This window comes from Pseudomonas sp. W2I6 (assembly GCF_030815935.1).
In the GTDB taxonomy this organism is placed as follows: domain Bacteria; phylum Pseudomonadota; class Gammaproteobacteria; order Pseudomonadales; family Pseudomonadaceae; genus Aquipseudomonas.
The window spans coordinates 3,627,501-3,639,513 of sequence record NZ_JAUSXJ010000001.1 but is presented as its reverse complement, the minus strand read 5'-3'; the positions used below and the strand labels follow the sequence as shown (position 1 = coordinate 3,639,513).

10 protein-coding genes and 2 pseudogenes are annotated in these 12,013 nt (G+C 60.9%); 3 read left to right on the top strand and 9 right to left on the bottom strand.

Annotated elements, in window-relative coordinates:
• Positions 1 to 41: 41 nt before the first annotated feature.
• Positions 42 to 188: pseudogene (locus QF039_RS33750) on the bottom strand (HAMP domain-containing protein); the annotation flags it as partial.
• A 1,517-nt stretch (positions 189 to 1,705) separates the two neighbouring features.
• Between QF039_RS33750 and QF039_RS16985 the strand changes: the two are divergent.
• The 3 genes and pseudogenes from QF039_RS16985 (at position 1,706) to QF039_RS33740 (ending at position 4,775) form a co-directional block, all read left to right on the top strand.
• Complete coding sequence (locus QF039_RS16985; protein ID WP_161635727.1) at positions 1,706 to 3,025, top strand: Na+/H+ antiporter family protein; 1,320 nt, start codon at positions 1,706 to 1,708, stop codon at positions 3,023 to 3,025.
• A gap of 70 nt (positions 3,026 to 3,095) precedes the next feature.
• Positions 3,096 to 3,917, top strand: a pseudogene (locus QF039_RS33745) (cache domain-containing protein); the annotation flags it as partial.
• Positions 3,918 to 3,953: 36 nt separating this feature from the next.
• On the top strand, positions 3,954 to 4,775 hold the full coding sequence (locus QF039_RS33740) for a methyl-accepting chemotaxis protein (protein ID WP_371316601.1): 822 nt from the start codon (positions 3,954 to 3,956) through the stop codon (positions 4,773 to 4,775).
• A 60-nt stretch (positions 4,776 to 4,835) separates the two neighbouring features.
• Here the strand turns inward: QF039_RS33740 and QF039_RS16975 are convergent, their stop codons facing one another.
• The 8 genes from QF039_RS16975 to nuoI form a co-directional block, all read right to left on the bottom strand.
• Complete coding sequence (locus QF039_RS16975) at positions 4,836 to 5,150, bottom strand: DNA-binding transcriptional regulator (protein WP_307519617.1); 315 nt, start codon at positions 5,148 to 5,150, stop codon at positions 4,836 to 4,838.
• Positions 5,140 to 5,490 (bottom strand): toxin, encoded by a 351-nt coding sequence (locus QF039_RS16970; protein WP_307519615.1) that lies wholly within the window; start codon positions 5,488 to 5,490, stop codon positions 5,140 to 5,142. Before QF039_RS16970 ends, QF039_RS16975 begins: the two co-directional genes overlap by 11 nt.
• Positions 5,491 to 5,728: 238 nt before the next feature.
• Positions 5,729 to 7,192: an NADH-quinone oxidoreductase subunit NuoN gene (nuoN, locus tag QF039_RS16965; protein ID WP_003219557.1), complete on the bottom strand. Its 1,464-nt coding sequence runs from the start codon at positions 7,190 to 7,192 to the stop codon at positions 5,729 to 5,731.
• A gap of 7 nt (positions 7,193 to 7,199) precedes the next feature.
• A complete protein-coding gene (gene nuoM / locus QF039_RS16960) occupies positions 7,200 to 8,732 on the bottom strand; it encodes an NADH-quinone oxidoreductase subunit M (RefSeq protein WP_003219558.1) in 1,533 nt (510 codons plus the stop codon).
• 49 nt (positions 8,733 to 8,781) lie between these two features.
• A complete protein-coding gene (gene nuoL / locus QF039_RS16955; RefSeq protein WP_003219559.1) occupies positions 8,782 to 10,635 on the bottom strand; it encodes an NADH-quinone oxidoreductase subunit L in 1,854 nt (617 codons plus the stop codon).
• Positions 10,632 to 10,940 carry an NADH-quinone oxidoreductase subunit NuoK gene (gene nuoK / locus QF039_RS16950; RefSeq protein WP_003219560.1) on the bottom strand — a complete coding sequence of 103 codons (309 nt, stop codon included), beginning with the start codon at positions 10,938 to 10,940 and terminating at the stop codon, positions 10,632 to 10,634. Before nuoK ends, nuoL begins: the two co-directional genes overlap by 4 nt.
• A gap of 2 nt (positions 10,941 to 10,942) precedes the next feature.
• Positions 10,943 to 11,446 carry an NADH-quinone oxidoreductase subunit J gene (nuoJ, locus tag QF039_RS16945; protein WP_003219561.1) on the bottom strand — a complete coding sequence of 168 codons (504 nt, stop codon included), beginning with the start codon at positions 11,444 to 11,446 and terminating at the stop codon, positions 10,943 to 10,945.
• A 9-nt stretch (positions 11,447 to 11,455) separates the two neighbouring features.
• Positions 11,456 to 12,004 carry an NADH-quinone oxidoreductase subunit NuoI gene (gene nuoI, locus QF039_RS16940; RefSeq protein WP_003174725.1) on the bottom strand — a complete coding sequence of 183 codons (549 nt, stop codon included), beginning with the start codon at positions 12,002 to 12,004 and terminating at the stop codon, positions 11,456 to 11,458.
• Between the last annotated feature and the right edge of the window lie 9 nt (positions 12,005 to 12,013).

The following is a 12,013-nucleotide window of genomic DNA, read 5'->3' as shown; positions in this document are numbered from 1 at the left end:
ACTGAGCGTTTGACCTGGGCAATGATCGGCTGCAGCTTGTCGAGGAAGCGGTTGAACCAGCCGGCCAATTCGCCGAGTTCGTCGTGTTTGTCGTAGGCCAGGCGGCGGGTCAGGTCACCTTCGCCACTGGCAATGTCTTCCAGCATGCGCGCCACACCGAGGATCGGCCGGGTCACGCTGCGGGCCATCAGCCACACCAGCAACAGGCCGACGATTGCTGCCAGCAGGCCCAGGCTCAGTTCCAGCAGAGTGCCCTTGGCGTTATCGGCGTCCAGTTTGGACTTCAGGGCTTCAGCCGGAGCCACCAGGACTTTTTCCGGAACATCCAGCAACACGCCCCACGGCTTGCCATCGGGGATCGGCTGGAACGGCGCGAGCACCTTGAGTTGGTGGTCGGTGCGCACGCTGCGGGTCTGGGTGCTGGTGGAAAGCGAACTGATCAATTGCGCGCCGTTGGCGGTGTCGACGGCATCCAGGCGCTGGCTGAGTTTGCCGGCGTCCGGGCTGTAGCCGGCCAGCAGGCCCACAGGGCTGATGATGCTGACGCTGGTCTGGCCGTCGTAGAGTTTCTGGCTGGCGCCCTGGCTGACGGCTTGCAGGCTGTTGAGGTTGATGTCCACCGACAGCGAGGCGATGACTTTGCCGTTGACCATCAGCGGGAAGACGATGCTGGTCATCAGCACCTTTTGCCCATCGATCACATAGAAGTACGGCTCGATCACGCAGGGCTTGAGTGTGGTGCGCGGGCAGGTGAACCAGGCGTTGGCTTTTTCGCCGCTGGGTCCGACGCTGGTGTCGGACATGTCGCTTTCGGGCAGCGACATTGAAGTCAGCTTGCCCGCAGTCGGCTGGGACCAGTACAGCGCAAAGCGGCCCTTGTCGTTGCTGCCCAGTTCTTGCTGGTTGGCGAACAGTTCGTCCTTGCCATCCAGTGCGTTGGCCTCGAATACCAGGGACAGGCCCAGCAGGTCAGGGTTGGCCTGCAGCGCGGCCTTGACCTGGCGGGTCAGGTCTTCGCGCAGGTCGAAGGCATCCAGGAAGCGTTTCTCGGCCTGTTCGCGCAGGAACAACACCTGCCGGGAAAAACCGTGGCCGTATTGATAGGCGTCCATGAACTGCTGGCGAATGCCCAAGGCCTGGACCTCACCCTGGGCTTCGATGCGCGCCTGGGCGGCTTCGTCGAGCATTTCCATACTGGAAGCCTTGACCAGGTCGGAGCTCTGCGCCATGCGGTACAGCGAGAGACCTACCAGCAAGGTCACGATGCCCAGCAGGCAAAGACCGGCCAGCAGGGTAATTTTCCATTGAATGGACAGCTGTCTGAGCGACATGGAGCCTTCCTTAACCTTTCGATACGACAGAGACGATCTGCCTGTATCGGCCGCTCGGAAATTTTCTTTATTCAAACGATCAATTTAAAGCTGTTTGTGTGGCGAGGGGGCTTGTCCCCCGTTGGGCTGCTTAGCGGCCCCAAGAAAAGCGGGAGCGCTGCGCACTCCAACGGGGGACAAGCCCCCTCGCCACAGACAAATCCCCTAACCACTGACAAACCTTCTCCCCACTTTTTTGACAAGGCAGGCCGGGTGCTGCAAAGTGCGCGCCCTCTAATAAAACTCCCTTAAAACCTGGTTTGCGGCAGCCGTTCCCGACAGCAGCCCGGGCAGGTGCGTGCTTTTTTCATGTTTTCTGTCTTGAGGTAACGATGATTAATGCAGTAATCGCCGCGGTCGGCACCATGCTGGTGCTCAGCTTGTCCCGCGTGCATGTGGTGATCGCGATCATTGTCGGCGCCCTGGTGGGTGGCCTGACCGGCGGCCTGGGTATCGACGCGACGCTCAAGGCGTTCAACAGCGGCCTGGGTGGCGGTGCGACGGTGGCGTTGTCCTACGCGCTGCTCGGCGCGTTCGCCGTGGCGATTGCCAAATCCGGCCTGGCTCATGCGCTGGCCGATAAAGCCCTGCTGCTGGTGGATCGGCAGGAAGCCACGGGCGGCAGTCACGTCAAATGGCTGCTGATCGGTCTGCTCTGGGTGGTGGCCATCGCCTCGCAGAACATCCTGCCGATCCACATCGCGTTTATCCCGCTGCTGGTACCGCCGCTTTTATATGTGCTGACCAAACTGCAGCTGGACCGCCGTCTCATCGCCTGCGTCATGACCTTCGGCCTGATCACGCCCTACATGTTTCTGCCGGTGGGCTTCGGCAACATCTTCCTGAATCAGATCCTGCTGGCCAACGTGGCCAAGAGCGGTGTCGACATCAGCCAGGTCAATGTCACCCATGCCATGGGCCTACCGGCGCTGGGCATGGTGGTCGGTTTGCTGGTGGCGGTGTTTGTCAGCTACCGCAAGAAGCGTGTGTACGACCTGGAGAAGATCGAGCGAGTCGAGCAGGTGGCGGTGCACTACAACCCGCTGACCCTGCTGGTGGCCGGCCTGGCGATTGCGGCGGCGTTCATTATCCAGCTGTGGCTGGACTCGATGATCATTGGCGCCCTGGCCGGTTTCCTGATCTTTTCGGTGTCGGGCATCGTGCGCTGGCGCGACACCGATGACCTGTTCACCGAAGGCATGAAGATGATGGCGATGATCGGCTTCATCATGATCGCCTCGTCAGGCTTTGCCGAAGTGCTCAAGGCCACCGGTGAAGTGCAGACACTCGTGCAAGCCTCCGCGGCGTTTATCGGCCATAGCCGCGGTGTGGGCGCGCTGCTGATGCTGCTGGTGGGCTTGCTGGTGACCATGGGCATCGGCTCGTCGTTTTCCACGGTGCCGATCCTGGCGGCGATCTTTGTGCCGCTGTGCGTGCAGCTGGGCTTCAGCCCGCTGGCGATCGTGTGCATCGTCGGCACGGCCGGGGCATTGGGTGATGCCGGCTCGCCTGCGTCGGACTCCACCCTGGGCCCGACTTCCGGTTTGAACATTGACGGCCAGCACCACCATATCTGGGACACCGTGGTACCGACCTTCCTGCACTACAACATTCCGCTGCTGGCGTTTGGCTGGTTTGCCGCGATGACGCTCTGACGGGATTGTCCTACAGATTTATTGTAACTAGCCGTTAACCTCTTGAGTTGTCCCTCAAGAGAGAAGAGCCATGCGTCTGAGTCTAAAGGCCAAAGTACTGTCCCTTGCTGTCCTGCCCGTGTTGTTGTTTGCCGTGATCATCAGCCTGACCACGGTGTGGATCCTTCGGGAGCAGGCCCGCAACGAGGTCGAAGAAACCCGTCAGAACCTGCTCAACGACGCCAAGACCACCTTGCGCGGCTACGTCGAGGTGGCGATGACCACCATCAAGCCGCTGTACGACGCTGCCGCCCAAGGCGATACGGCCGCACGGGCGCAAGTGGTCAAGCTGCTGTCCAACATCAGCTATGGCAAGGACGGTTATTTCTTCGGCTACGACTCCGAGACCATTCGCCTGTTCAAGGGCAACAGCCCGGACGGCGTCGGCAAAAGCTTCAAGGACAACCGCGACCCGAACGGCGTCTACGTCAACCGCGACCTGGTGAAAGTCGGCAAGGACGGCACCCACTACCTGCAATACAGCTCGACGCAGCCCGGCCAGACCGAGCTGGTGCCCAAGCTTGGCTACACCGAATACTTGCCCAAGTGGGACATGGTGATCGGTACCTCGGTGAACCTGGATGGCATCGACGCCCAGGTTGCCGAGGTTCAGGCCAAGGTGGAGAAACGCATGGAAGGTGTGCTGCTGAGCATCATCGGCATTGCCGTGGTGGTGCTGTTGGTGATTGCCGCCGTGGGCATGCTGGTGGCCAATACCATCCTGCGGCCGTTGCACCTGATGAAGATCAACCTCGACGACATCGCCGCCGGTGAGGGTGACCTGACCCGCCGCCTGGCCATCACCAGCCAGGACGAGCTTGGCGAACTGGCAGGCTCTTTCAACCGCTTTGTCGACAAGATCCACAGCCTGGTACGCCAGATCACCGAGATGACCTCCCAGCTTACCGGCCTGGTGAGCCAGGTCGCCGAGCAAGCCAACCGCTCGGAAAAGGCCATGGAGCGCCAGCGTCACGAGACCGACCAAGTGGCTACCGCGATCAACGAAATGTCCTCCGCGGCCCATGAAGTGGCGCGCAGTGCCCAAGGCGCAGCCGTCGCTGCGCAGCAAACCGACGCCGAAGGCCAGGCCGCGAAAAAAGTCGTGGATGGCAGCATCGCGCAGATTCACGCGCTGGTGAACGACATCCGCAGCAGCGGCGTGTCCCTGGACAGCTTGCAGCAGGATGTGTCGTCGATTGTCAGCGTGCTTGGCGTGATCCGCTCGATTGCCGAACAGACCAACTTGCTCGCCCTCAACGCCGCCATTGAAGCCGCGCGGGCAGGGGAGGCCGGTCGTGGTTTTGCCGTGGTCGCCGACGAAGTACGGGCGTTGGCCAGCCGCACCCAGCAAAGCACCCAGGAGATCCAGGGCATGATCGACCGCCTGCAAAAAGGCACCGAAGCCGCCGTGGAGTCCATGCGCCGTTCCAGCGATGCCGGCGACGGCACGTCCGCCCAGGCCAACGAAGCCGGAGCGTCCCTGGACACCATGGCGCAACTGATCGGCACCATCAACTCGATGAACGCGCAGATCGCCAGCGCGGCGGAAGAACAAACCGCCGTGGCCGAAGAGATCAACCGCAGCGTGCATCAGATCGCGGTGGCGGTTGACAGCGTGGCCGATGAAACCCAACAGGGTGCCGAGACCTCTCGCAGCCTGGCGGACCTGGGGCAGCGGTTGGGTCAGTTGGTGGGGCAGTTCAGGATTTGATTGCAGGCTTTCGCCCATCGGCAACGTCCTGTTGCCGATGGGGTTGGCTGGATTGATCGATCAGGTCAACAGCGCCAGCCGCTCCACCGTCTCCGGAAACCTCGCCACCAGCCGAATCAAGGTTGCCGCCTGAGCATTGGGTGTGGCCCGGCCTTGCTCCCAATTTTCCAGGGTCCGGGTGTTGGTGCGCAGGTACATCGCAAACACCGAGCGCGACAGATTGAGTTGTTGACGCACAGCGACTACTTCGTCGGCAGTGAGCGGTGCCAGCTTGCTCAACTGCACCTTGTGGCTGCGCAGCGTTACCTTGCCTTCTCGTTCATCTGCCAGCGCGTCGAAGCCTTCGACCAGTTCGGAAAAGATGTCACGTTTCATAAGATTTTCTCGCTTTGATTTCCCTGTCCAGCAGGTGTTTGAGCGCCGTTTTGTGTTGAACGCTCAGGTCGTCCTGTTCGTGTTTGCCATAAAGGGTGAACAGCCAGAACTGCGTACCGCCCGACCACCAGTAATAGATGACTCGCAGGCCACCCCGTTTGCCCTTGTTGTGTCGCTCGTCGACAAAGCGCACCTTGCGTAACCCGCCGGTTCCCTCTATCACGTTGCCCGCTTGCGGGTTTCTCATCAACTCTTGTTGAAAGCCGTGAAATAACTCATCACTCAGATAATCCCTGCGGTGCCGCTCAAAGGCTGGCAATTCGATAAATAGAGCATCCATGTTCTGTACGTAGCCTGCGTATAGTTTGGTGGCCCATCTGCGGTGGGTCAAGTGACCCTGCTGTGGGATGTTTCCTAAAACGCAACCACGATACGAGCGACCCAGGCAGGGTGATGCCGGAAGGGGAGGCATCTCGACGAGGAAAATTCCCTTTGTGTGTCAGACAACAAATTAATACGCCAGAAACGCAAAACGGCGCCCGAAGGCGCCGTTTTGCTTGCTGCGTTTAACTAAGCGATCAACCCGCCATCACCGCATGCTGCACCAGGGTGAGCAACGGTTGTGGGTACACACCCAGGAAGAACGCCAGCAGGGCGATTGCCAGCAGCATCACGCCGCCTGCTTTCTGTTCCCAGTGCAACTCGGCGTCCACACGGCGCAGGTTTGGCTCGATCAGGTACAAGGTCACCATCACGCGCAGGTAGTAGAAAACGCCGATGGCGCTGCCCAGTACCAGGGAAGCAACCAACCACCATTCGTGCGCTTCAACACCGGTGGCCACGATGTAGAACTTGCCGATGAAGCCCGCAGTCAGCGGGATACCCGCCAGGGACAGCATCATCACGGTCAGTACGGCGGTCAGGTACGGACGGCGCCAGAACAGGCCGCGGTATTCGTACAGGGCGTCGGCGTCGCGGCCTTTGTAAGGCGAGGACATCAGCGTGATCACACCGAATGCACCCAGGCTTGTGATCACGTAGGTGACCAGGTACACGCCGATGGCTTCCATCGCCAGGCCCTTGCTCGCCACCAGGGCGATCAGCAGGTAACCGAAGTGCGCGATGGACGAATAACCCAGCAGACGCTTGAGGTTGTTCTGGGTCAGCGCCAGCAGGTTGCCGAACAGGATCGAAGCGATGGCGATGATGGTCAGCACGTTGCTGAGTACACCGGTGTTGGCCGCAGGGGAGATCTGGAACAGACGCACCATCACGGCAAACACGGCGACTTTCGACGCGGTAGCCAGGAAAGCAGCCACCGGCGCCGGGGCGCCTTCGTACACGTCCGGGGTCCACAGGTGGAACGGCACCAGCGACAGCTTGAACGCCAGGCCGATCAGCATCATGGCCAGGCCCAGTTGGGCAATTGGCGCAGGGCTGCCGGAGGCTGCCAGGGCGTGACCGATACCGCTGAAGCTCAGGCTGCCGGCTTCTGCGTAGAGCAGGGCCATACCGAACAACAGGAATGCCGAACCGGCAGCCGACAGCACCATGTACTTGATGCCGGCTTCCAGGGAGCGCTTGTTGAAGAAGGCATACGCTACCAGGCCGTAGACCGGGATCGACAGCAGTTCCAGGCCGATGAACAAGCCGGCCAGGTGCTGCGCGCTGACCAGCACGATACCACCGGCCGCAGCCAGCAGGATCAGCAGGTACAGCTCTTCGCGGTTGCCCGGGTAGCCGGTGCCGCCTTCGCCGAGGTAGGCGTGGGCGAGCGTGACGCAGGCCAGGGTGGCAACCAGGATCAGCGCGATATACAGCAGCGCGAAGTCATCGACCATCATCAGCGGGGTCACGGCCAGTGGCGCGACCTTGAGTGCCGGGATAATCGACAGCAGGGCCAGGTTCAAGCCCGCACAGGACAGCAGGAACGTTTGCGAGTGATTGCGGCGCCAGGCGATCGCCAGCATCACCACCACGATGGTGAGGCTGGTGATCAGCAGCGGCGCAAGCGCGATAAAGTGTTGGATCGTGAATTCCATAGCGCTCTTACCGGGCCGAAGCGAGTTGAGAGAAGGCGGTGCCGAACCACTGCTGCACGCCATGCATCGTTGCGGCAGAAGTATCCAGGAACGGTTGCGGGTACACGCCGATAAACACCAGCAGTACCGCAAGGCCGAGCACCATGATCAGTTCGCGACCGTCCATGCCGTGCAACACGGTGTCGGACTTGGCCGGACCGAAGTATGCGCGGTGGATCATGATCAGCGAGTAGACCGAACCGAACACCAGGCCAGACGTAGCGATTGCACTGACCCACGGCGTATGCACGAAGGCACCCATCAGGATCAGGAACTCGCCGATGAAGTTACCGGTACCCGGCAAGCCCAGGGATGCGGCGGCGAAGAACAGGCTGATGGCCGGCAGGTAGGCGATACGTGACCACACGCCACCCATCTCGCGCATGTCACGAGTGTGCAGGCGCTCGTACAGTTGGCCGCTGAGGATAAACAGTGCCGCTGCCGACACACCGTGAGCCAGCATCTGGATCACGGCGCCTTGCAGCGCCAGTTGGCTGCCGGAGTAGATGCCGATCAGTACGAAGCCCATGTGGGAAACGGACGAGAAGGCAATCAGACGCTTGATGTCGGTTTGGGCGAAGGCCAGGAACGCACCGTAGAAGATCCCGATCAGACCGAGGGTCATGGCGATCGGCGCGAACTCGGCCGAGGCATTCGGGAACAGCGGCAGGGCGAAACGCAGCAGGCCGTAGGCCGCCGTCTTCAACAGGATACCGGCCAGGTCGACGGAACCTGCAGTCGGCGCCTGGGCGTGAGCGTCAGGCAACCAGGAGTGGAACGGCACCACCGGCAGCTTCACCGCGAACGCGATGAAGAAGCCCAGCATCAGGATGTACTCGGTGGTCAGGGACATCTTGGTTTTCAACAGGTCGGCGTAGTTGAACGTGATCACGCCCGTGCTGTTGAAGTTGACCAGTACCAGGCCCAGGATCGCCACCAACATGATCAGGCCGGAAGCCTGGGTGAAGATGAAGAACTTGGTCGCCGCGTAGATCCGGGTTTTCTTGCCGTCCGAAGAACTGTGACCCCAGAGCGCGATGAGGAAGTACATCGGCACCAGCATCATTTCCCAGAAGAAGAAGAACATGAACAGGTCGAGGGCGAGGAACACGCCGACAACGCCGCCCAGGATCCACATCAGGTTCAGGTGGAAGAAGCCCACGTGACGCTGGATCTCTTTCCAGGAGCAGAGTACCGAGAGGATACCCAGCAGGCCGGTCAGCAGGATCATCAACAGCGACAGGCCGTCGAGGGCCAGGTGCACGTTGATGCCGAAGCGCTGGATCCACACGTGCTTGAATTCAAGCGCGAAGGTGGGATCGACACCCGGTGCCGGAGCAAATGAATAGTCACCGTGGGCCCACAGCCAGAGGCCGAGCGCGAGTTCCAGGGACATGGTCAGCAACGCAATCCAGCGGGGGAGGGTGGCGCCGAAGCGTTCACCCATCCAGCAGAGCAGGCCGCCGATAAAGGGGATCAGGATTAGCCAGGGCAGAATCATGACGGGCTCGTTTCCTTTCGCAAGTTCGCAAAGTTCGCAATGTGCATAGTCAGACCGCGACCACGATGATGGCGCCGATTACCAGGACGGCACCGGCCGCCATGGAAGCTGCATACCAGCGCAATTGGCCGGTCTCGCTGCGGCTCAGGGCGGTGTGACCGGCCTTGGCGGCACGCGGGATCAAACCGATGGTCTGGTCGAGCGGGTCTTTGCGCAGTACGTGGCTGATCGCAAGGTACGGCTTGACGAACAGTTTGTCGTAGATCCAGTCGAAGCCCCAGGCAGCGAACCACCAGGCCGAAAGGAAGCGGCCAATGCCACTGTTGGCGATGGCAGTGACGAAGCGGCGCTTGCCGAGGAACAGCAGGGCCGCCAGCAGGATACCCGCGATGGCGATGGCGCCCGAGGCGATTTCCAGGCTGTGCTTGGCTGCACCACCGGCATGGCCGGCGCTTTCCGGCAGAACACCGGCCAGTGGCGGGGTGATCATGGCGCCGACGAAGGTCGACAGGATGATCAGCACCGACAGTGGCAGCCAGTGGGAAATGCCATGGCCTGCGTGGGCTTCAGTCTTGGCTTCACCGTGGAACGTGATGAAGATCAGGCGGAAGGTGTACAGCGAGGTCATGAACGCACCTACCAGGCCGGCGTACAGCAGGCCGTGGTTACCGCTGGCAAAGGCTTCCCAGAGGATTTCGTCTTTCGAGTAGAAACCTGCGGTCACCAGTGGCAGGGCCGACAAGGCCGCGCCGCCGACGATGAAGCTGGCGTAGGCCAACGGCAGTTTCTTCCACAGGCCGCCCATCTTGAAGATGTTCTGCTCGTGGTGGCAGGCAACGATCACCGCACCGGAAGCAAGGAACAGCAGGGCCTTGAAGAAGGCGTGGGTCATCAGGTGGAAGATCGCGCCGTCCCAGGCGCCAACGCCCAGGGCCAGGAACATGTAGCCGATCTGGCTCATGGTCGAGTAGGCGAGGATACGCTTGATGTCGGTTTGAACCAGGGCAGCAAAACCTGCCAGTACCAGGGTCACGCCACCCACCAGGCCCACCAGGTGCAGAATCTCCGGCGCCAGGGTGAACAGGCCGTGGGTACGGGCAATCAGGTAGACACCGGCGGTTACCATGGTTGCGGCGTGGATCAGTGCCGAAACCGGGGTAGGGCCGGCCATCGCATCCGCCAGCCAGGTTTGCAGCGGCAGTTGTGCGGATTTACCGACAGCGCCACCCAGCAGCATCAGGGTCGCCAGGGTGATCCAGAAGTCGCCGACCTGGAATTTCTGCGGTGCCAGCACCAGCAGTTCCTGGATGTTCAGCGTGCCCACCTGTTGGAACAGGATGAACAGGCCGATGGCCATGAACACGTCACCGATCCGGGTCACGATAAAGGCTTTGAGTGCGGCGTTACCGTTGTTGCGGTTGCTGTAGTAGAAACCGATCAACAGGTACGAGCACAGGCCCACGCCTTCCCAGCCGAAGTACAGGAACAACAGGTTATCGCCCAGCACCAGGAACAGCATGCTCGCGATAAACAGGTTGGTGTAGGCGAAGAAGCGCGAGTAACCGGCTTCACCGCGCATGTACCAGGACGCGAACAGGTGGATCAGGAAGCCTACACCGACGACCACGCCGAGCATGGTGATCGACAGGCCGTCGACGTAGAGGGCGAAGTTGGGCTTGAAGCCCTCCACCGACATCCACTGCCACAACACCAGGGTGTAGTGACCGCCTTCAGGCGGTGCGACGTTGAATTGCCAGATGACGTAGGCGGCGACAATTGCCGACAGGCCAATGGAACCCACACCCACCAGGGCCGAGAGGTTTTCCGACCAGCGTCCACGGGAGAACGACAGCAGCAGGAAACCGATCAGGGGAAATACGAAAGTCAGAAAGATCATGTTCATCCGCGCATCTCACTGGCAGCGTCGATATCAAGCGTGTGGAAGCGACGATACAGTTGCAGCAGGATCGCCAGGCCAATACTGGCCTCGGCGGCTGCCAGGCTGATCACCAGGATGAACATCACTTGTCCATCCGGCTGGCCCCAACGGCTACCGGCCACGATGAACGCGAGTGCCGCGGCGTTCATCATGATTTCCAGGCTCATCAACACGAACAGAATGTTGCGGCGAACCATCAGGCCGACCAGGCCAAGGCAGAACAGGATGCCGGCGACCGCCAGACCATGCTCCAAAGGGATAGCAGGCATCGTCATTGCTCCTTGGCTTCGTTGCGGCCCAAGTGGAAGGCGGTGATGGCTGCAGCGAGCAGCAGCATCGAAGCCAGTTCGACCACCAGCAGGTACGGGCCGAACAGGCTGATGCCCACGGCTTTCGCGTCTACGGTGGTGTGGCCGATGGCCTGGCCGCTCTGGTGAGCGAACAGCACATACAGCAGTTCACCCAGCAGCAGGGCTGCGAGGATCACCGGGCCGAGCCAGATGCCGGGCTTGAGCCAGACGCGTTCCTGGGCGACAGACGCCGGCCCCAGGTTGAGCATCATCACCACAAACACGAACAGCACCATGATGGCGCCGGCGTAGGCGATCACTTCCAGTACACCGGCGAACGGTGCGCCGAGGCTGAAGAAGGTCATGGCCACGGCGATCAGCGAAATGATCAGGTAGAGCAGGGCGTGCACGGGGTTAGTGTTGGTGATCACGCGAAGCGTGGACACCACTGCAATACCCGATGCGAAATAGAAAGCGAATTCCATCTTTCTTCCTTAAGGCAGCAAGCTCTTCACGTTGATCGGCTCGGCTTCGTTTTGTGCGGCGCCTTTCGGCTTACCGGCAACGGCCATACCTGCAACACGATAGAAGTTGTAATCAGGGTTTTTACCGGGACCAGAGATCAGCAGATCTTCTTTCTCGTACACCAGGTCCTGACGTTTGAACTCGGCCATCTCGAAATCCGGTGTCAGCTGGATCGCGGTGGTCGGGCAAGCTTCCTCGCAGAGGCCGCAGAAAATGCAGCGCGAGAAGTTGATGCGGAAGAAGTCCGGGTACCAGCGACCGTCTTCGGTTTCAGCTTTCTGCAGCGAGATGCAACCCACCGGGCACGCCACGGCGCACAGGTTGCAGGCCACGCAGCGCTCTTCGCCGTCGGGGTCGCGGGTCAGGACAATGCGGCCGCGATAACGCGGCGGCAGGTACACCGCTTCTTCCGGGTATTGCAGGGTGTCGCGTTTGCGAAAGCCGTGACCGAACACCATCACCAGGCTTCGCAACTGGGTACCGGTACCCTTAACGATGTCGCCAATATATTTGAACATGGGTCAAAT